The sequence below is a fragment of the Prevotella fusca JCM 17724 genome (assembly GCF_001262015.1).
Classification (GTDB): domain Bacteria; phylum Bacteroidota; class Bacteroidia; order Bacteroidales; family Bacteroidaceae; genus Prevotella; species Prevotella fusca.
Genome location: NZ_CP012075.1, coordinates 1,049,394 through 1,071,163, shown reverse-complemented (window position 1 = coordinate 1,071,163; position 21,770 = coordinate 1,049,394). Strand labels below are relative to the sequence as shown.

General features: G+C 47.5%; 11 protein-coding genes. 5 read left to right on the top strand and 6 right to left on the bottom strand.

Annotated features, from left to right (window positions below):
• Nucleotides 1–103: 103 nt before the first annotated feature.
• Nucleotides 104–634, bottom strand: coding sequence for an SMI1/KNR4 family protein (locus ADJ77_RS11660; RefSeq protein WP_234398099.1), 531 nt, complete (start codon nucleotides 632–634; stop codon nucleotides 104–106).
• Nucleotides 635–764: 130 nt separating this feature from the next.
• Between ADJ77_RS11660 and ADJ77_RS13910 the strand changes: the two genes are divergently transcribed.
• Nucleotides 765–950, top strand: coding sequence for a hypothetical protein (locus ADJ77_RS13910; protein ID WP_148301591.1), 186 nt, complete (start codon nucleotides 765–767; stop codon nucleotides 948–950).
• A 112-nt stretch (nucleotides 951–1,062) separates the two neighbouring features.
• Here ADJ77_RS13910 and ADJ77_RS11655 read toward each other — a convergent pair whose 3' ends face one another.
• Nucleotides 1,063–3,450, bottom strand: a complete 2,388-nt coding sequence (locus tag ADJ77_RS11655) for a TonB-dependent receptor (RefSeq protein WP_050696448.1) — start codon at nucleotides 3,448–3,450, stop codon at nucleotides 1,063–1,065.
• Nucleotides 3,451–3,619: 169 nt separating this feature from the next.
• Entirely contained in the window at nucleotides 3,620–4,492 is an 873-nt protein-coding gene (locus ADJ77_RS11650) for a sigma-70 family RNA polymerase sigma factor (RefSeq protein WP_004359180.1), read from the bottom strand.
• 432 nt (nucleotides 4,493–4,924) lie between these two features.
• Here ADJ77_RS11650 and ADJ77_RS11640 point away from each other — a divergent pair, with 432 nt between their 5' ends.
• Both ADJ77_RS11640 and ADJ77_RS11635 read left to right on the top strand, forming a co-directional pair.
• Nucleotides 4,925–5,488, top strand: coding sequence for a pilus assembly protein N-terminal domain-containing protein (locus ADJ77_RS11640; RefSeq protein ID WP_050696447.1), 564 nt, complete (start codon nucleotides 4,925–4,927; stop codon nucleotides 5,486–5,488).
• Between the two features lie 1,007 nt (nucleotides 5,489–6,495).
• Nucleotides 6,496–10,527, top strand: a complete 4,032-nt coding sequence (locus ADJ77_RS11635) for a glycoside hydrolase family 2 TIM barrel-domain containing protein (RefSeq protein WP_050696446.1) — start codon at nucleotides 6,496–6,498, stop codon at nucleotides 10,525–10,527.
• Nucleotides 10,528–11,628: 1,101 nt separating this feature from the next.
• On the opposite strand, the gene ADJ77_RS11630 is transcribed toward ADJ77_RS11635, so the two are convergent.
• The 3 genes from ADJ77_RS11630 to ADJ77_RS13905 all read right to left on the bottom strand — a co-directional run bounded on the left by ADJ77_RS11630 (nucleotide 11,629) and on the right by ADJ77_RS13905 (nucleotide 16,794).
• Nucleotides 11,629–13,242 (bottom strand): RagB/SusD family nutrient uptake outer membrane protein, encoded by a 1,614-nt coding sequence (locus tag ADJ77_RS11630; protein ID WP_025078202.1) that lies wholly within the window; start codon nucleotides 13,240–13,242, stop codon nucleotides 11,629–11,631.
• A 22-nt stretch (nucleotides 13,243–13,264) separates the two neighbouring features.
• Nucleotides 13,265–16,393 (bottom strand): SusC/RagA family TonB-linked outer membrane protein, encoded by a 3,129-nt coding sequence (locus tag ADJ77_RS11625; protein WP_025078201.1) that lies wholly within the window; start codon nucleotides 16,391–16,393, stop codon nucleotides 13,265–13,267.
• Between the two features lie 110 nt (nucleotides 16,394–16,503).
• Nucleotides 16,504–16,794 carry a hypothetical protein gene (locus ADJ77_RS13905; RefSeq protein WP_148301590.1) on the bottom strand — a complete coding sequence of 97 codons (291 nt, stop codon included), beginning with the start codon at nucleotides 16,792–16,794 and terminating at the stop codon, nucleotides 16,504–16,506.
• A 704-nt stretch (nucleotides 16,795–17,498) separates the two neighbouring features.
• Between ADJ77_RS13905 and ADJ77_RS11615 the strand changes: the two genes are divergently transcribed.
• Together ADJ77_RS11615 and ADJ77_RS11610 are read left to right on the top strand one after the other, a co-directional pair.
• Nucleotides 17,499–19,028, top strand: a complete 1,530-nt coding sequence (locus ADJ77_RS11615; protein ID WP_025078200.1) for an alpha-L-fucosidase — start codon at nucleotides 17,499–17,501, stop codon at nucleotides 19,026–19,028.
• Between the two features lie 21 nt (nucleotides 19,029–19,049).
• The gene (locus ADJ77_RS11610; protein ID WP_050696445.1) at nucleotides 19,050–21,353 is read left to right on the top strand and encodes a hypothetical protein; all 2,304 of its coding nucleotides are present in this window, start codon (nucleotides 19,050–19,052) and stop codon (nucleotides 21,351–21,353) included.
• Nucleotides 21,354–21,770: the final 417 nt, after the last annotated feature.

Below are 21,770 nucleotides of genomic sequence, written 5' to 3'. Positions count from 1 at the left end.
CTTATTCTTCATGGCAGTGACCGTACTATCTTACAGCTTCTCCGTCAGATTTCATCCGCCATCATTGAAGGAAGAACCCTTCCCGAGACAGAAACAACTGAACTTAATACAGAAAACCTATTTCTATCCAGGCATCTAAGAAACTCCAGAAGTCAACGTCCAGCTTCGGTTGCTCGGTTGTCCACCAGACAAGTGACTTGGGCTTTTCAGCCTCTTCAATGTTAATACAAAGAAAACCACCCCCGCCATTATGAAAAACATAGTAGGTTCTTGACAAATCAACCAACTGTAACATTTCGTCAGGGAGTCCCCATTCTGATTCAGCAAGAAACCGGATGTTCTCTGTCGGCAGCAGTCCTAATCCTCCGCTGATGCCTTCAAGCCACCCGTCATGTATGTGTGTGTAGAAGTCAAGCAGTCGTCCGGGAAGGATAGTGGGCAGATTATCTGTTTTAGGAGGATTGCCCACGTATATGATATGCTCGTTATCTATCAGGAACAAGTAAGCCATCTTTACCTGATCGTCGTGTAGGATTAGAAACGCATCAGCAAGATATTGCTCAAATATCTTAATGGTCTTGGGGAGAAGGTGATGAAAGGGTTTCCAGTAGTCCAGTATAAAATCCTTCCGCAAACCTTTATCCTCTTCCCTCAGTATGGGATGCCATTGCTCAGGTACAGCTGTACAATCGCACGATGATAATATCCTTGCACCGTATATCCCATTAGATTCTAAAATGCGGTTGATTTCCATCTTATAAGAATTGATTGATCTGTTCTTGTACGGTTCTGCTGCTACATCAGTTTTCGCCAGCTACGGTTCATTTGCCATAGCCCTCGTGTTTCAAGTGAAAATACGGAGCATCAGAGAGGGAAGAATGGCTTGCTTGCCCCATATCCCATCCATCGCTGTGAGGCGTGGACTGAAGAATCATCCTGTCAATGTATAGAGTCCCAAAAGACATCTCAATATATGAAATTGTATTACAAGGAGAAATGCTGCGGAATTGATAAATAAATAAACATTATCCGATTTATTTGGAAAGTAACATAGAAGACCAATTAAAAATCAACCGTAATCCTTCCGTTAATCTGCCGTCCGGTAAGGTAGTTAGGAACAGCATACTGCTGTCCGGCGATGTCAGTTACCCAATAGTAGGAATTGACGTTGTTGATACCGAAGAGGTTAAGGCAGTCAATGCCAAGCCAGATGTTCTTGAAAATCGTGTTGCGACTACCGTCGTGATTGTCCAGCAGCCGGTAGCTCATACCGATGTCGGCACGCTTATAGGCTGGTGCACGGAAGGTGTTGTTTTCCAGTTCCTGATGTGGGGCAGAGAAAGGCAGACCGTCCGCATAAGCCAGCTTCAGCGACATACGCCAGCGGGTTGTGCCCGGGAAGAAGTCCGTGAAATAAAGGTTGAGAGCATAACGCTGGTCGGTTGGGAGTGGAATACTCTTGCCATTCAACTTCATGCTGGTGTTCATCACGCTGAAAGTCAGCCATGAATCGGCACCCGGTACAAACTCACCGAAAAGTTTTAAGTCGAGACCTGTGGCGTGACCTGTTGCCGTGTTCTCACCGTAGTAAGTTACCTTTACATTGTCAACTGAATAAGGTACGAGCCGTGAGAGCGCTTTATAATAAGCCTCGGCAGTGAATTTGAAGGGACGACCTAACATTTCAAAGCGATAGGACATACCTGCCAATGCGTGGATAGACTGCTGTGCCCGAATCTTCTTATTGAGCGTTGCGTAGGTGACTCCATTGACTTTTGTCGTGTCACGGAGTTCCTTATAGAAAGGTGCCTGGTAATAGATGCCGCCTGCAATGCGGAAGCTGAGGTTACGGTTTCTGCCCGGTGTGATGGTGAGCGATGCACGTGGAGAGAACAGGCTCTCGCCGTTGAAGTCCCAATGTGCGAAGCGCACGCCGTAATTCAGTGTGAAGAGGGTAGGGACAGAGTCACGTGTCTGGAAGTTCCATGTATCCTGCAGATAAGTCTCAAAGCGTTTCGCATTGAGTTCGTTGCGGGCACGGAGCGAGTAAATCATCTTCAGGTCACGCCCTGTATGAGGAACGTTATAACCCGCAGAATCACGGTATTCATATTCTGCCGAGTTCTCCTTGATGTTCTCAATCTTATAGGTCACAGCACCCTCAATCCTATGTTTGCCTGCACGGTGCTGCATCATCAGCTTCAGACTCTTTACATTAGCATTGAGATAGTCGCGTGAGTGCTGCATATAAGTGCCCACACCGAGGTTTTCAGATGTTTCCGTCTGTGTAAGCCAGTACTGTCCCTGAATGTCATATCGTTCCTGTTCCTTCGTCGAGAAAGCCGATGCGAGCAGTCTTATATCCGTGCGGGAACTGAGATGTCGGGTGATGCCCAATGAGCCGAAGAACGTGCGGAAGAGGTCTTTCTCCTGTCCGTCGAAGTAGACACGGAACTTCTTTACGTTCTGCAGCGTACCGAAGTTCGTCTCACGGTCTTCCGGCTCGAAGTTATAATGATTGTCTGAGATGTTACCGATGAAGTCTACCTGCCAGCGTTTGTTAGGCTGCCACGAAAGATAAGTCTGATAGTCAAGGAACGACGGACGGTATTCTCCCTTTGTCTGGAGTGAACCGAGGAGGTAGCGGTTGGTCTTATATCGCACGCCGTTGGTCCACGTCAGCTGCTTCGTAGCCAGTCCGAGGTAGGCACTGGCACCTAAGAGTGAGGCTGAAACGGAGGCTTCAGTCTTCTTAGGACGCTTATAGGTGATGTCCAAGGCAGAACTCATCTTGTCACCATATTTCGCTTCAAAGCCACCTGTTGAGAAGCCGATGCTCTCTACCATATCGGGATTGATGATGGAGAGACCCTCCTGTTGTCCGCTGCGCACAAGGAAGGGGCGGAACACTTCTATGTTGTTGATATATACAGAGTTCTCGTCAAACGTACCACCACGGACGTTATATTGTGAAGACAGCTCCGAGTGGGTTGAAACACCAGCCTGTGTCTGCACCATCTCTTCCACGGCATTGCCCGAAGTCGATGGTCCTTGTTTAGTCTTTTGAATATCCAATTCTTCTGTTGTACCGTGCTGTTTGTTTTTTCCTTCTACAACAACTTCCTGTAATTCGTTGTCGTCAGCAAGCTGGATGAGCAGCGTCTGCTTACCCTTTGGACGCACCAGTACCCTTGTCTTGGTCCTATAGCCAATCATAGAGAAGCGCACCTTTACGGAGTCTTCGCTCTGCAGCTGCATATTGAATTCGCCCTTGAGGTTGGTCATCGACAGCTTTCCCTGCGACACAACCATGACAGATGCCAGTTCAATCGGGTTGCCATCCTTGTCGGAAACCTTGCCTTGCAGCATGAATGATTGTGCCAATGCCAGCTGCGCTGTCACCATGAACAAAAGTAATAATATGTATTTCTGAATATCCTTACGCTTCATAACTTTTATATAACGTAGAGGCTTTTGTTTTATTGTCTATCTACACACATTCGGCAGTATCTCAGATAAAATGAAGTTGGATTTTTCTAATGGCAGATTTGGCTCAAAAGCAAAAGCCCTGCAATCAACATTGCAGGACTTTCGGAAGGATTATATTATATTGTTTGTTTTAGCCTAAGTACTTCATCAGCACACGTGCATTGCCGCTCTCGCGAATCTTCTCGATAGCCTTCTCACGAATCTGGCGGACACGCTCACGGGTAAGACCCATCTCTGTTCCGATCTCCTCCAGACCCTTCTCCTGACATCCGATGCCGAAACACTCAGTGACAATCTTTATCTCACGGTCCTTCAGTGTGTTCTGAAGAACAGCACGGAGGTCGTCAGACATGGACTCGAAGTCTACGCCACGGTCGGTACGTGAATCATCACCCGATGACAGCATGTCGCTCATTGAGTTGTCGTCGTCATCACTGAACGGTGCGTCGATACTCATGTGATGATTGTCTGCGCTCTGACTCTGGCGGATACGTGCCTCGTCAATGCCGGTCAGCTCTGCCAGCTCGTGGATAGACGGGCGACGGTTGTGCTGCTGCACAAACTCATTCGTCACCTGATTAATCTTAGAGATGGCTCCCACCTGGTTCAATGGAAGGCGCACGATGCGACTCTGCTCAGCGATAGCCTGCAGAATACTCTGGCGAATCCACCAGACAGCGTATGAGATGAACTTAAAACCACGGGTCTCATCGAATTTCTCGGCAGCCTTCACCAGTCCGATGTTTCCCTCGTCGATAAGGTCGGTGAGAGAGAGTCCTTGGTGCTGATACTGTTTAGCCACAGAAACGACGAAACGGAGGTTAGCCTTAATCAGTTTCTCCTTGGCACGCTCGCCCTTGCGACCGCCCTTGTGGATTTCCTGCGCCAGCTCAATCTCTTCGTCAACGGTAATCATCGGTTCACGACCGATCTCAACAAGATACTTATCCAGTGCCTCACTTGATCGGTTGGTGATACTTTTTGAAATCTTAAGTTGTCTCATGAATTGTGTACTATTTCCTCCTTAAAACATAGCATTTTCCCGTTATCCAAATTCGATACGGCGTGCAAAGGTACATATAATTATGTGAATAACCAAACTTGGTAGCGTTATGTTTTGTATTTTTATGTTTTTTTATACCGTAAAACCCTGTCTGAAGACGGAGATAATAGATAAAATAGAGAATTTCAAGCAGGCTGTTATGATTTGAGATTAATGTGGATAAAGACGGGGGAAGGAAAGGCAGAGGAACAAAACGGACAGCAAATGATACTGAAGTACATCCTGTCCCGCTTTGTGGCAGTTTTCATAAAGCACTCATTCTTTAATAAAAATTTGCTTTTACACGAGGCAAGATATTTGGAAAACTGTTTTTATATAGGCGAAAACAATTTACAGAAAGATTATTTTCAACCTAATAAAATAAATTAAACAATGGAAATGAAAAGTATTTTCAAAACAATGGTAATGGCAGCCCTCTGCCTTGGTACGGTAACCTTCGCATCTTGCGGTGATGACAATGATGACAAAAACACTGGACTGAAGTTCAGTACTACTAAAGTCAATGTAGCTCCCAAAGCCACTGCAAAAGTTAAGATTGGTAACGGAGCACAGCCTTTCACGGTTAAGTCTACTGACGAGAAGATTGCTACCGCAAAAGTTGACAAGAATATCATAACTGTTACAGGTGTCAAAGAAGGCAGTACATCTATCACCGTTACTGACAAGAATAAGCTCTTCGGCACCATCTCTGTCAATGTGGCTACCCCGCTTACCTTTGACAAGTCGAGCTTAGAGATTGCTGTTGGCAAGGAGGGAGTTGTAACTGTCAAAAATGGGAATGCTCCATATATGGTTAGCGTAATGGACAAGAAGATAGCAACTGCTTCCGTTAAGAAGTCCAATGTTATCATCAAGGGGGTGAAGGCCGGAACAACAACTGTCAACGTGCTTGACAAGAACAAACTGGCAGGTACAATAACCGTAACTGTAAAATAAAGAAATTACTACAGAAAAAGGGCGTGTCAACTAATGACTTGACAGCTTCTTGTCTGTAAGTAAAAATAGAATCTCTCCTTAGATACAAACGAAAGACCATTTCAACACTCGTTTTCGAGTGAAGAAATGGTCTTTTTAAATAATGCACATCGGGGGCTAATGCACCTGTGGAGGGGCAGGCTCATCCTCCCACTGCGTGTTTTCCGCACATCCCCTTCTTCCTTTCTCCTCCGTTTTACGCAAAATTTTTTACCAAAACAGTCCTCAGACTGCTTGCCGTTTCTATTCATTTCAGTCCTGAAATTCCATCAAAAACAGTGGGTTTTATCCGTCCCCATAACCATCAGCATATCAATCTGTTACAGGGTGCTGCAAGAAAAGGTGCTTAATTGCATTGCAAAAGGGCGTTAGTTAGACGTCAAAAGGGCGTTAGTTGCAATGCAATTAGGCGTTAATAACGACGCTATTGATGATTGATATAAAATCAGAGTCCATAATCTGCATTTTAGCCCTTGCGATATTGTCAAATAATTTGATTACTTCAGAGTTCCGGACATTGCATTAAGAGTTACGTAGCCTCTGTGCCATCCACGGGCTTTAGGTCTTGATGGAATTCTATTGTCTTATAAGAAATAAAGGTGTGAAAAGAGAGCTGGGTGCTTGGTAGGGAAAGGTAAAAGGGAAAACGATAAAAGAGAAGAGAAATATGTTATTCTGCCATTCCGCCCTCCTGTTACCCTTTCCTCCCAAGCACCTTGTTCACTTGTCTGCTCGTCAACCCGTTCACTTGCCAACTCGTTCACTTGCCAGCTTATCCGATAATAGTGTATTATTTACGCAATATCCTCCCTTTCCTATTGCTTATTTGTTTTTTTTTATTAACTTTGCCTGCGTTGAAAAATGAAGTGAGGCTTGCATGCTGAGTTACAGTCTCATAGCCGTCTTTGGAGAGTCCTTGAGAAGGGAGGCCGGAGACACATTTGACAATGTCTAACACCTATTCTATTATGTATAAACAATTACTATTCGGTTTATTATTATCGTCATTAACAGCTGCGCCAATGCAGGCTGATGACTATCCTGCAGGAGGCTACCTCTTTGGTCAGGCTACAGCACCAACTGGTAATGAATGGCAGTCGCCGGGCGCATTGGGCTACAACAAGCTGCCTGCTCGTGCGTTGTTCTCTTCTTTCTCGTCTGTCGATGAGGCAAGAAAGGTATTGCCAGAGTTTGCAAAGGACTACCTTTCTCTCGACGGAGAATGGAGTTTCCACTTCTCAAAGAACCCTGATGAGCGTCCAAAGGACTTCTTCACAAAGGGCTATGATGACAGCAAGTGGGACCGTCTGCAGGTACCTGTAAGCTGGAACATGGCTGGTATTCAGAAGGATGGAACGCTGAAGTACGGTGTGCCAATCTATGTAAATCAGTGGGTTATCTTCAAGTATAACATCGAACCGGGTGACTGGAAGAAGGGTGTCATGCGTGAACCGCCAAAGAACTACACCACTTACGAGTATCGTAATGAGGTGGGTTCGTTCAGAAGAAGTTTTGAAGTTCCTGCTACTTGGGACGGCAAGGAAGTCTACCTGAACTTTGATGGTGTAGATTCATTCTTCTATTTGTGGATCAACGGTCGTTACGTGGGCTTCTCAAAGAACTCGCGCAATACGGCACAATTCGATATTACACCTTATATAACCAAGGGCAAGAACGAGGTGGCGGTAGAGGTTTATCGTTCGTCTGACGGTAGCTTCCTCGAGGCACAGGACATGTTTCGTCTGCCGGGTATCTTCCGTAGCGTGAATGTCACAGCGACTCCAAAGGTACACGTGGCTGACGTGAAGGCAATCCCTTCCTACGCTGACGGCAAGGGGACTGTCGACCTCAACACGACATTGCAGAACCTCACGACAAAGAATGCAAAGGACTTGCACCTTCGTTGGAGCATATACAAGAACAGACTCTTTGCTGACGACAACGAACTCGTTGCTACTTTCGAGGATGCGAAGGCAAAGACCGCTTGTAACAGCAAGGGGCAGATTCACGTTCGTCAGACACTTACCGTGGACAATGCGGCAGCATGGACAGCTGAAGAGCCTAACGTCTATGTTGTTGTCGGTGAGCTGATGCAGGGTAAGAAGGTAGTTGAGACCATCAGCTTCCAAACTGGTTTCCGTACTGTTGAAATCAAGGATACACCAGCAAGTCAGGACGAATTCGGTTTGGCTGGAAGATATTATTATATCAACGGCAAGCCCGTGAAGCTCAAGGGTGTAAACCGCCACGACACCAACCCGTTGACGGGTAAGGTTATCTCTCGTGAGCAGATGGAACGTGAGATTATGCTGATGAAGCGTGCGAACATTAACCACGTGCGTACCTCACATTATCCTAATGACCCTTACTTCTATTATCTCTGCAACAAGTATGGTATCTACTTGGAGAGCGAGGCAAACATCGAGAGCCATGAGTACTTCTATGGCAAGGCGTCGCTTTCACACGTACCAGAGTTCCAAGCAGCCCACGTTGACCGTGTAATGACTATGACACGCCAGTTGGTCAATCAGCCTTCTGTTGTTATCTGGAGTTTGGGCAACGAGGCAGGACCGGGTCATAACTTCGTCGTTGCCTACGACTCTTTGAAGGCTTACGATGCTTCAAGACCAGTACAGTATGAGCGCAACAACGACATCGTGGACATGGGTTCTAACCAGTATCCAAGTATCGCTTGGACACGTGATGCGGTGAAGGGAAAGATGGGTCTTAAGTATCCTTTCCATATCTCGGAGTATGCCCATTCTATGGGTAACGCCGTGGGCAACCTCGTTGACTACTGGGAGGCGATGGAGTCAACCAACTTCTTTATGGGTGGTGCTATCTGGGACTGGATTGACCAGAGTATGTACAACTACACAAAGGATGGCAAGCGTTACCTTGCTTACGGTGGTGACTTCGGTGATACGCCTAATGACGGACAGTTTGTCATGAACGGTGTCATCTTCGGTGATGAGGCTCCGAAACCACAGTATTATGAGGTGAAGAAGGTTTACCAGTATATCGGTACAAGTTGGAAGGACGCTAAGACAGCCACTTTGGATGTGTTCAATAAGAACTACTACTCTGATGATCTCAGCGATTACGCTATGTCATACGTGCTGACAGCTGACGGTGTACGTGTCAAGCAGGGCAGTCTTGAGCTGGGTAGCGTACCGGCAAGAAGCCATAAGAGCATTACAATCGCAGGACTCAACGAGAGTCTTGACCCTAACAAGGAGTACCTCCTCCACGTAACCTATCGTCTCAAGCGTGATATGCCTTGGGCTAAGGCGGGCTATGTTCAGGCTGAGGAGCAGTTGCCTGTGCAGGCTGCGGCAGCTCGTCCGGCAATCGCTGCAGCTGGTAAGGTGACGATGTCAGCGGTGAAGGACAATAAGATTGTCTTCTCCGGCAAGACCTTTACCACAACTTTCGACCTCGCTAAGGGTACGATCTATAACCTTCAGTACGATGGCAAGACCGTCATTGCAGATGGTTGTGGACCGGAGTTGAACGCTTTTCGTGCATGGGTCAACAATGACAACTGGGCTTACGAGGCATGGTATGCGAATGGTTTGAACAACCTGCAGCACAAGTGTACCAACTATACAACCCACGCAAATGCTGACGGTTCCGTATCAGTTGTATTCAACGTTGAGTCACAGGCACCTCACGCTTATCGCCTTGAGGGTGGCAATGCCAACTGGAAGAAGCTCATCGAGTACAAGGAAAAACCATTCGGTAAGGACGACTTCCGCTTCAATACGCAGGTGGTTTACACCATCTTCCCTGACGGTAGCATCGAGAGCGAGAGCGCAATCACAAGCAACAAGCCTAATCTTACACTCGCTAAGCTGGGTTATACCGTTCGTGTTCCTAAGAATCTCAACCTCCTGACTTACTATGGTCGTGGTATGGTTGACAACTATCCAGACCGCAAGACAGGTCAGATGATTGGTATCTACGAGCAGCAGGAAGTTGAGGATGAGTTCGTTGCCTTCCCTAAACCACAGGATACCGGCAACCATCAGGATACTCGTTGGCTCTCGCTTACAGGCAATGATGGCAACGATGCGCTTTATGGGGCTATCTTCGTGGCAAAGGACAAGATGAGTTTCTCAGCTCTTCCTTGGTCGGATAATACCATCGCAATGGCTAATCACCCGCACGAGTTGCCACAGAGCGAATACACGCATCTGCACCTTGACATGGCTATCACCGGTCTTGGTGGTAACAGCTGCGGACAGGGTGGACCGTTGATGCTCGACCGTGTGATGGCAACGCCACACACCTTCGGTTACATGATTCGTCCTATGAGCTCTGCAAAGACCAACGACCTCGTCAGCAATGCGAACGTAAGTCTTGGCGGTGCTACACCACTTACTATCGTTCGTGACGCAGAAGGCAATGTGACTATCAATGCAAACGGTGCAGAAAGCGACATCTTCTATACGACCAACGACAGCAAGAAGCCGATGAAGTACACGGGTGCTGTCAGCCTGCGCAATGGTGGAACCATTACTGCATGGACGAAGGAGAACGCTTGGCTCAAGGCTTCACAGACCTTCTCACGCATCGAGAGCATCCCATTGTCAGTGGTCTTCGCTTCAAGTCAGGAGAGTGGCGAGGGTGATGCAAGCCATCTTACCGACGGCAATCCAAGCAGTTACTGGCACACAATGTACTCTGTTACGGTGGCTAACCACCCACACTGGGTTGACTTCGACTGTGGCGGCATGAAGACTATCAAGGGTTTCACCTACCTCCCACGTCAGGACAGCAACAATGGTAACATCAAGAAGTACAGCATTCAGGTAAGCAACGACGGCAAGACATGGGGCAAGGCTGTTGCCGAGGGTGAGTTTGAGAACAACAGAAAGGAAAAGGCTATCCTTCTCACCACACCAGTCAAGGCTCGCTTCGTCCGTCTGACTGCCCTCAGTGAGCAGAATGGTCAGGACTTTGCAACAGGTGCCGAATTCAAGGTATTGGAGAAGTAAGAACCTGTATAGATACTATAATCAAAGAGAATCATAGGGGCGCACAGTCTGTGTGTCCCTATTTTCATGCACCATCCTCTGATATGCTTTTGCCTTTCAAGTAGCCTGTTCTCTGAAACCGCTTTCTGAAGAGTTGGGTAAAAGGCTGACGATTACAGTTCAGTCAACTGTGAAAAGCAACCGACTTTCACGGATTATGTAATAAAAAATGGTTCATCCGTTAAATGCGTGGATGCTTTTCGTATAGCTTTAACGGAAGAACCGAAGTTGTGCGTTAAACAAAAAGATAGCCAAGACAGTCTTGGCTACCTACTTTGTTATCATCCTCCGACACAGAAAACCTTTTCATGTCAATACTTTGAAAATCGCAGACAGCAGATTGAAAAATCATGACATAATTTAGGGTAAAACACCTGCAGATAAAGACAAAAACACGTGTAAAAAGCAAGTTTGCAACCAACAGTAAATCAGTCAGTTATAAAGTCATGCAAGAAAAGGTGCTTAATTGGACTTCAAAAGGGCGTCAGTTAGACCTCAAAAGGGCGTCTATTGCAAGTCAATTGGGCGTCTTTTCAAAGCCAAGAGACCATGTATTGGTTTTGGGTTGTACGAAAATAGTTTACAAATAGCGGTCAGCATGGGAATAAATTGTTTGTAAGAAGACGGAAAGACATGGTATCTGTTTGCCTTTTCTGCATTTTTATCTTGTAGCCTGTCCCCCCCTTATAAGACCATCTGATTTTGGATAATCATACCATACAGGTGTATAAGGCTTTGTTCTTTTCCAATCTACGCATTTAACGGAAGAACCTAAAAAATCATCATAAGAAAAAACAACAGATGCTTGTTTGCACCTCAATTAAGTGTTAATTGGCGTTCACACGGAGGAACGAAGTAAGCAGAGGTAAAGACGAGAGCTTGTTGTAAATCAGATGGTGTAGTCGCAAGCCAGCAGAGGACATTCCCATGACAAGGGAAAGGAAGAAAAAGAAGGTGTATAAAAGCAGAAAGCACCCACGGAAAAGCCCGGATACCACACTTGGTGATGTCCGGGCAAAACGATGAAAAAGCTATAAAAAATCCATTTGCAGGGCAGGCAGACTACTTAGCGTAGCCCGGATTCTGCTCCAGCTTAGGATTGTCCGAGATATTCCACTGCGGGATAGGCAGATATCTGTGGAAAGTCTGGAAAGTACGATCCTCTACCTTGCTTGCTCCACTGACTACGGCACGCATCGTTGGATCGACAAGAGTGCTGTCTATGGTACCAGTGATACGATTCAATGGACCATTCAACACAATCTCTGCCACCATCTTACCATTGGTTTTCCAGCGTAGGATGTCAGCACGGCGAAGACCCTCACCAGCAAACTCAGAGCCACGCTCACGATGAATCAGCTCACGAAGTTTCTCCTTTGTGTTATACTTTGCCTGATCAACAACTGGCATACCAACGCGGGTACGTACCTTGTCAATCATCGTATAGACATTTGCTGAAGGACCGTTCAACTCATTCTCAGCCTCTGCCCATGTCAAGAGTACTTCGGCATAACGGAATACGATCGGGCAGCACTCGGTATCCCATATATCAGAATACTGGCTCATAGGATCCAAGTACTTACGCCATGTGAGCGCAGTCTTGGAAGAGTTGGCAGCATTTGATGGATAGTTAGGATTCTTTTTCCCGTTCAGCTCCTCACCAAGCGTGTTATACACATAGCCTTTCCATGTACAACCTGGATAGAGAATGGTCATCGCCATGCGTGGGTCACGACCGTGGAAAGGATGGGTTGCATCGTAGCCAGAGCCTGCCTCGTCAATGGTCATGCCGTTACTCATCTCATAGTTATCGACACACTTCTGCGTCGGAACCACTGATGACCAACCACCATCACCGTTGTTATACAGCTGTCCGATAGTACCCAACTGGCGGGTACCGCTCTTATACTGCACGGCAAGGATGATCTCCTTTGAGTCTCTGCCATCTAACTTGAAGAGGTTGGTATAATCAGCCTCAAGCTCGTATTTTCCCATGTCAATGATAGCCTGCGCAGCATCTTTCGCCTTCTGATAGTCGCCCCAGTAAAGGGCAGCACGCATCTTCATAGCCAGGGCAGCACCCTTTGCGATACGTCCACGTGCTGCAGGCGTAGTATTGATGTCGGCAATAGCCTCATCCAAGTCTTTGAATACCAAGTCCTTCACCTCTTGCTCCGTGTTACGTGGCACACGTGCTTCCTGTGCACTGGTGAAAGGCTTGACGATTGGCACACCTCCATAAAGGAAACCCATGCGGAAATAGTTATAAGCACGGATGGCCTTCGCCTGCGCGATAAGGTCTTTCTTTACTGCATCGCTGCTGAAAACACACTTGTCAACATTCTCAAGCAAGGTGTTACACCTGCCGATGATGGTGAAGTCGTAGAACGACCAACCCGGAGATGAGGGTGAAAGCGAGCCGTTACCGATGTTGGTAAAGCCCTCCCATGGGAAGTTGTTGTAGGCAAAGTCGGAGCCGGCATCCCAATAAAGCAGGGCAGCACCTTCTTCCCAACCATCATAACAGCCGACAAGAAACTTCGCTGCATCGTCGCCTGTCTTCCATGTTGTAGCTGGCGACATTGCATCCTTCGGAACAGTGTTGAGGAAATCATCACAGGATGACAGCGACAATGCTGCCACACCTGCCAATATATATGTTCTTATAGTTTTCATAATGTATATCGGGTAATTACGGTTAGAATGTGATATTGATACCGATAGAATGTGAACGCAGCAATGGATAAGATGATCCACGTTCGCTGGTTACCTCCGGGTCAATATTGAATGGCAATGCGTCGAAGGTAAGGAGGTTCTCACCTGCATAGTAGATGCGTACCTTCTCAAGACCGATGGCTTTGAGTGCGCTCTTTGGAAGAGAGTAACCAAGCTGCAAAGTCTTCAGACGCAAGTAAGCTGTATTCCACAACCAGAAGGTTGACATGGCACGGGTCATGTCACTTGGGCTGTTTCCTGTCTCGAATACGCGAGGCAGCTTGGCATTGTGATTGTCGTCTGTCCACGAGTCTTTCCACAGTGTTGACGGGTGGCTTGCATCACCGGAGAACTCACCGAGAACCTCACGGTTGTAGATATGAGATACTGAACCGACACCCTGCCATATCATTGACAGGTCAAAGTCCTTCCATGTAGCACCGAGGTTGAAACTGTAAGTAATAGCCGGGATGTCCGTATGCTTGGTGTAGATACGGTCGTTTGAATCGAGCTTGCCATCGCCATTGGTGTCCTCATAGATAAGGTCGCCCGCCATGAACTTACGTCCGAACGGGTTGCCATACTTCGCTGTGTAGTCATCAGCTTCCTGCTGTGAGTTGAAGAACTTACCAGTTGCCTTGTACATATAATAGCTCTTGTACTGTTTACCGATAGCTGTACGGCGGTTGCGGTCATCCTTATCTTCAATATATTCTGTTCCCTCACCCAAGTAGAGAATCTTATTCTTGTTGTAAGCGAAGTTCGCACCGACGTTGATTGCCCAGTCCTTGTTCAACTGCTTTGCGTAAGCCAATGAGAGTTCAACACCCTGATTGCGCAATGCACCGATATTATCCTTGTATGCACCGAGTGCAAACTCTGCCGGAGCTGACACGTCCATGATGATACCTGTAGTCTTGCGGTTATAGTAATCGAACGAACCAGTCAGTCCGCCGAAGAGCGTAAAGTCGATACCGATACCCCATGTGGTTGAACGTTCCCATGAAATTGTTTCAAGATGATAGCTACCCTGATAGTAACCCGGTGTGAGCTGTCCGCCAAACGGATACTTCGCATCGAGGTTATAAGTGTTCATCCAAGGATAGTAATCGCTCAGAGCGTCCTGATTACCCAACTGACCCCATGATGCACGCACCTTCAGGTTGTTCAACCAAGACTTCGCACTCTCCATGAACGGCTCCTCGGAGATACGCCATGCAGCTGAGAATGACGGGAAGAAGCCCCAGCGATGTTCCTTGGCAAAGCGTGAAGAAGCATCAGAACGGAAGTTTGCCTCAAAGAGATAACGACCTGCATAGTCGTAGTTCAGACGACCGAAGTAAGACACCATTGCCAGCTCACGAGTGTGACCAGCATTCTGCTGTGTCGAAGCATCACCAGCGTTCATATCGGTCAGGTCATTGTTAGGGAAGCCCTTGCGGTACATCCAATCCGGCAGATACTTGAAGCGTTCAGTATGCCATCCGAGCATAGCCTTGAAGTTATGCTGTGCAAACGACTTGTCATAGTTCATGAACGCATCGAAGGTTGTGCGGTGCCAGTCATAGTGGGCAATCGTCAAGTTGTTTGGTTCAGTAGCCTTGTTAGAATTGTACTGGATGAACTTCTGGAAGTAAGAGTAACGCTGGGAAGCATCAACGTAGGCTCCCTGGAGCGTCAGTTTCAGATCCTTGAGTATCTGATAGTCAATGCCAATCATACCCGTAAAGTTACGGTTGTTGCGGTTTACGGTCATGCCTGACTCAAGCCAAGCCATCGGGTTACCGTCAGAAACGGTGCCATAGCTGCCGTCTTCGTTCTTATAAGGAATCCACGGAGCGATGATGTTCAGCTGGCGGATAATCTGGTCACTGCTGCCACCGGCGTATGCACTGCTCGCATCACGGTAGTTGTTCTGGATATAAGAAAGGTTAAGATGGGCAGTGATGCGCTTTGACAGCACCATGTCGAGGTTTGCACGACCATTGAACTGCTCACGACCGGCATTCGGCAGGATACTGCTCTGCTTGAGATAGCCGGCAGAAGCAAGGTATTTCACATACTCGTTACCACCTGTGACATTCACGTTATGGCGGTTCTGCCAGGCTGTCTTGAATGCAAGGTCGTACCAGTCGGTATTAGGATAGTTGTAAGGGTCAGAGCCGTCACGGAACTTCTGAATAGCCTCGTCAGAGAAGCGGGGTGCCTTACCGCTACGTTCCAATGCCTTGTTGTAATAGTAGGCAGCATCGGCTGAATTCATCCTTTCCATCAAGGCTGTTGCATTCTGAATACCGAAATAACCTGAATAACTAACCTTCGGCGCACCGTTCTGCCCTCGTTTTGTAGTTACCAGAATCACACCGTTGGATGCTTTTGAACCATAGATGGCTGCCGAGGAAGCATCCTTCAGGACGGAGATGCTCGCAATATCCTCCGGGTCAAGCGAGTTCAGCGTTCCTGCCTCAACACCATCAATAAGGATATAAGGCGAAGCGGAGTTCAAAGTTCCCACACCACGCACAAGAATCGTACCGTTATCAAGACCCGGCGCACCGTCAGCTCCTGTCACCGTAATACCCGGCAACAGACCCTGCAAGCCCGAAGAAACGTTCGATATAGGACGGTTTTCAAGCGTCTTTCCATCAAGCTGGGCAACAGAACCTGAGAGGTTCGCCTTCTTCTGGGTACCATAACCGACAACGACGACCTCACTGAGAGCACGATCGTCATCTTTCAATGTCACATTGTAGTTGCTTACACCACTTCGCACCATGACGGTCTGCGTGGCAAAACCAACATAACTGATTTTCAACTCCGTACCCGGAGCGACTGAAACAGAGAAGCGACCGTCCACGTCGGTCACTGCCACAGGAGTACCATTAGCCAGTACGGAGGCACCAATGACAGGGTCGCCATTAGCATCCTTTACCACACCGTTGATACTCTGTTTTTGCTGCTGAATACTTGTAATCGCATTCACGTCCACATTTGCCAAAGCCGATGACGGTGAAAAAGCCATCAAGCCGACAACTAAAGAGAAAGCCAGACTGCCTGTTACAAACGGCGGATGCTTTCTGCGGTTCTGATCCACTTTCATAAAATTAGACATATATTTACTGATTTAGGTTTTCTGCCACAAATATAGTAGTTTATACAATATAAACCAAAAGAATAAGTCTTTTTTTTAAGCATATCGTCCTGTTCTCGCACACAAGATAATCAGACAGTTACGACACTTGTTCCTGTCCGCTTCTGCATCGTGAATAACCGGCTGATAATATACCATGAATTCAGCTTCGCAAGCATGGAAAAGGGGTGCTGAAAGCTATCGCAACAGCAGCCGGCTATTTCCACCTTATATAATATACACCTATTTATATAGTAAAGAGGTGCAAAAAATACTATCGGCAACCATACAGGAATGCACGCTGTCTGCATCCCTGTTTCACGGTTGACAGGCACCATCCATACAGCTGCCTGCCAGTTTCTGACCGACAACAATTCTCTCACAGCCCATACCCGTAGCCCTGCAATGCCCCATAAACACAACCTACAAGCAGTCCACAGGGTTGCGAAAAAACTTTACTAAACTTACCGTGTGAAAACAACATCTGCTTGATTGCGTTCCAATAGGGCGTTAATTGCAATGCAAAAGGGCGTCAATTGAAGCGCAAGTAAGCCTTAGTTGCAATGCAAAAGGGCGTCAATTGAAAAACATAAAATCTCAAAACACGAAACAAGCTCACGTGTTATCCTTACATATAACTAATTATCAACACTTTACAGTCGCACAGGACAAAGCGGAAAGCATCCACATCATGCACGGATTATACTTCTGAAATTTGCCGGAGAAAAAGCATCTTCCTGTCAAGGAAATTACTTTACATTCCTGAAGAAACAGGGCTTACACAGAAGAGAGGAGAGACAGGAGGTGATGAATGATGAGAAGTGAAACTGCAAAGCAGAACTTTCTGCAGAATAATACATGGAATGACGGTTTTTTATACAATAATCATAAATTGTGGTATATAATACACGTATATCCAAATTTATTCGTATATTTGCGACCATCTTTTGAGTGGTCTGATGCCTTGAAATTGCAGCACAAAGGCATACAGGACCCTCATGATGACAAAAACCTAAACTGTACATCGTCCAGTCAGACACTTACAAAACGAGTTAGAACCCAAGTGCTGCAAAACTAAAAACCTAATATGAACAACCGATTTTTACACGGTGTGCTTACTGCACTTGCCCTGACGGCATCGGCAACGGGCTTTGCCCAGACCAATACCGTTATGACCCTTCAGACGCAAAACGTTCCCAACACGGAGAACGAACCTCGTCCTGTGTTCCCTGTACCCACTGACCGTCAGTGGAAATGGCAGCAGACGGAGTTCTATGCCTTCTTCCATTATGGTATGAATACCTATACCAACAAGGAATGGGGTAAAGGAGATGAAAACGTGAACATCTTTAATCCGACTGAGAAACCCGACCCCAAGCAGTGGTTGGAAGTAGTGAAAGAGGCGGGAATGAAGGGTGGTATCGCTGTCGTGAAGCATCACGACGGTTTCTGCCTGTGGCCAACTACGACAACCGACCACAACATCTCACGTTCGTCAAGTCCTAACGCACAGGGCGTGAACATTGCCGACCTCTTTGCCAAAGCAGCACAGGAACTGAAGATGAAGTATGGCTTCTACGTGTCACCTTGGGACAGGAACAGCGGTCTCTATGGGACGGACAAATACGTGAAGGACGTGTTCCTGAAGCAATGTGCTGAACTTGCACAATACGGTTCAGACCAGTTTGAAATGTGGTTCGACGGTGCCAATGGCGGCGATGGCTACTATGGCGGTAAGAACAAGGTAATCAATATTGACCGTGCTACCTACTATGACGTGCCTAACCTGCGTGATTCCATCCACAAGCTCAGCCCGAATATCATCCTGTGGGGTGTCGGTGGCGAGGCACGTTGGATCGGTAACGAAGACGGATGGGCAGGCGAAACCAACTGGTGTAACGAAAACCGTGGTACTGCTCCTGAGCGTAATGGCATGTATGGTACGGAAAACGGCTGGTTCTGGCTCCCCGGCGAGAGCGATGCCAAGTTCACTGACCAGGGCTGGTTCTGGCATCCAGGCTGTGAACCGATGACGGCCGAGCGCACCTTCCAGATGTACTTGGAGACTGTAGGTCGCAATGCTACCCTCATCCTGAACTGCCCTCCTGACAGAAGCGGTAAGATTCCACAGAATCAGGCGAGGCGTCTGAAGGAGTTCGGAACAATGTTGAAGAACCGACTCAGCAACAATCTTGCCAAGACTGCTGCTGTTGAAGCAACAAGTACACGTGCTAACGGACAGACACGCACCTACGCTGCGGGCAATCTCATTGATGAGAATGCTGACACCTACTGGGCTGCAGAGGACGAGGTGAAGGATGTTACCCTCACTTTCAAATGGAACAACAGCCAAACGGTCCGCTATGTAACTCTGCAGGAGTATGTAAGACTCGGGCAGCGTGTAAAGAGTTTCTCGATCGAATATACCACCGACGGCAGCACATGGAAGCCACTTGCCAGCAAGGTGAAGCTGACCACCATCGGCTACAAGCGTATCATTCCGCTCAACGGAAGCACCTCAAACAGCTATGGTGATGGCTTTGATGCCAAGGGAATACGCATACATATCAAGGATGCCAAGGCGTGCCCTGTATTGAGTGAGATTGCTATTTACTAATCGTTTGACTTGAGAAACAACATGAAAAAGAATATATTGGCTACCTGTGGTTTGTTATTCTGCACCACTTTGCTCCATGCACAGACCACAGAACAGGTTAAAATAGATTTTGAGAATCAGAACTATAAAGCAACAGGTGTCTATGACAGCTGGCAGAAGTCGCCTTTCCGCAGACAGAACGGACAAGCTGCCGTACTGGACGGAAACGTGCAAGTGGTGAGTAATATCGACAAGAACTATGACGAGATACTGAAGGCTGCACCTAACACATCCGACAAAGTGCTGGGCTTCCAGCGTTCACGCTTCGGCTCAAACACCTTCGGTGCACGCATAGACCTCCAGCAGCCGTTCACGCTGACACCGGAGACAAAGTACGTGCACGTGATGATTCACAAGCCAAAGGCTGGCCGTACGATGCTTATCGGACTTGGCAAACGCAAGGAGCGTGCGGGTCAGAGCGCAGAGACCGAGCAGTTCTGGGAGCTTTCAACACGAGAGATTGAACCGAACAAGTGGGTTGATGCGGTCTTCCCGGTCAAGGGAGCGGGTGGCATTGACATCCATAGTCTCGTCGTTGTTGTCGATTGCGAAGACCCTAACGGCATGAAGGAAGACTTCATTGCCTATATTGACAACATCGAAGTAAACAATGAAGCCTTCACCGCTACCAACCGTGAAGACTATCCGATGAACTATAGCAAGGACCAGACCTGCACACGTACTGACCGCGGACTCAAGGGTATCAGCCTTGGAGACCAGAGTATCAGCGTCTATGATGATATAACAAAGTCGACCCCTGCCTACACCTATCTCAGCAAGCAGGCATTCCTGGCTAAGCCGGGCGAGGCTCTCAGTCCGGCTGTTCAGTATAAGGGAATATGGATGCACAGCTATGTTTATCTTGACTTGAACAACAACGGCCGCTTTGAGCACAACGTGAAGGACGGCATGATCATACCTGATTCGGGCAACGAGCTGCTGGCTTATTCCTTCCTCACCAAGAGCGGGGAAACAGGCTACAACAGCAACGGCGAGGAGATTACAGGTGGAGCACGCAACACGCTCGTCATGCCTGAGTTCGTTCTGCCCGACACCCTCAAGCACGGGTTCTACCGCATGCGTTACAAGGTGGACTGGGACTGTGCGGATGCAGGAGGCAGCATAGTATCCGACAACCACATCATCAATAATGGTGGTGGAGCCATTGACATCCGCCTCAACGTGCACGGCGAGACAGTGAAAATCAGCCAAAGTGCGCTCAATGGCAAGGTGGTAGCAGCTGACGGAACTGAACTGAACGACATCTCTATCCCATTCGGTCAGCCCTATAAGATAAAGATGAAGCCTGAACACGGTTTTGATTTCAATGGTCTGAAGGTGCGCCACGGCTATAACCTCACAGGCGACAGCCTCAGCCACGGCACCTGTCAGTATGTTGACTTGCTGATCCCACGTGAGAAGTTCAATGCTGACGGCACCTTCACTCTGCCGGCAGAGATGATTGACGGCGACGTATCACTTGAGGGTATCTTCATTGATGCAAAGACTTCCGTGGTCTATAATGTTTACTTCAACAACGAGTTTGTATGCTCAAAGGTTGTCCACGGTGCGAAGACAGGTGCTGTGGTCATCCCTGAAGAGCTGGGCAGAGACTTCGTCGAACTGACGGCTGACCAGGAGACCATCACTGAACTCCCTGCTACCGTACGCATCAATGCTGTATGGAACGGTCCGATGAAGGTGGCAACTCCTGCTGACACTGCCTGGTACAGCATGAAGGTGAGCAGTCAGGAGAGATGGGTTTCTTCAAGGACCTATACTCCTAACGTTTACTTCGCAAGCACATTTGACGAGAGTGATGATGCCATGCTATGGGCATTGGCAGGTAATCCCTACACAGGTTTCCTGCTCATCAACAAGGCAACAGGTGCTGGCCAGGTGCTGGCATCGCCATCTCCGAAAGGCACTGCCAACGGTGGCGGCAACACTTATGCTACCCTTCAGGCGGCTGACAATCTGCCTGCAGGCTATACCAGCAACTGGACATTGAATATAAGCCAGTATGCTGAAAACGGTTTCTACATCTGTAATCCGGAGGGTTTCGGCTTGAATTACCGTGCTGACAACAACTGGGCTTACTGGACCGGCGGCAAGGATGGCGGTTCAACCTTCATCCCGACAAAGGTAAAAGAGACCTCGACAGGTATCGCCAGCTTCCCGCTGCAACGCAAATCCGACACCACCTACGACCTCATGGGCAGAGCTGTCAGCAAAGACCATAAGGGAATTGTCATCCGCAACGGTAAGAAAATACTTGTGAAGTGATGGCAAGATAACAAGTTAACGAGTTGACAAGTTGACGAGTTAACGAGTTGCTTGCAAAGACAGGATGATATAAAGACAAAGTAACATAAGGACAATGAGGACAGAGTAACAGGTTAACCTGTTGCTCTGTCTTTTTTATATCTTCTTGTTATCTGCCTCTTTTGTTCTTCTGTTAACCATGTCTTTTTATGTCTTTATGTCATTCTGCCTCTTTTGTTCTTCTGTTACCATGTCTTTTCTATGCCTTTATGTCATTCTGCCTCTTTTATATCTTAGGGTCATTCTGTCTATCCGTCACAGGCAACCTGTTCACTTGTCTACTACCCCTTTCCATCCCATATTGTAAATAAAATTCAAAGACTGCAAATCAATTGGGCGTTAATTGCAAGTCAATTAACGCCCAATTGGCTTGCAAAA

Bases quoted from the DNA above. Each gene is read 5' to 3' on its own strand.
- ADJ77_RS11655 (WP_050696448.1), bottom strand. From the start codon at position 3,450: ATGAAGCGTAAGGATATTCAGAAATACATATTATTACTTTTGTTCATG.
- ADJ77_RS11650 (WP_004359180.1), bottom strand. From the start codon at position 4,492: ATGAGACAACTTAAGATTTCAAAAAGTATCACCAACCGATCAAGTGAG.
- ADJ77_RS11640 (WP_050696447.1), top strand. From the start codon at position 4,925: ATGGAAATGAAAAGTATTTTCAAAACAATGGTAATGGCAGCCCTCTGC.
- ADJ77_RS11635 (WP_050696446.1), top strand. From the start codon at position 6,496: ATGTATAAACAATTACTATTCGGTTTATTATTATCGTCATTAACAGCT.
- ADJ77_RS11630 (WP_025078202.1), bottom strand. From the start codon at position 13,242: ATGAAAACTATAAGAACATATATATTGGCAGGTGTGGCAGCATTGTCG.
- ADJ77_RS11625 (WP_025078201.1), bottom strand. From the start codon at position 16,393: ATGTCTAATTTTATGAAAGTGGATCAGAACCGCAGAAAGCATCCGCCG.
- ADJ77_RS11615 (WP_025078200.1), top strand. From the start codon at position 17,499: ATGAACAACCGATTTTTACACGGTGTGCTTACTGCACTTGCCCTGACG.
- ADJ77_RS11610 (WP_050696445.1), top strand. From the start codon at position 19,050: ATGAAAAAGAATATATTGGCTACCTGTGGTTTGTTATTCTGCACCACT.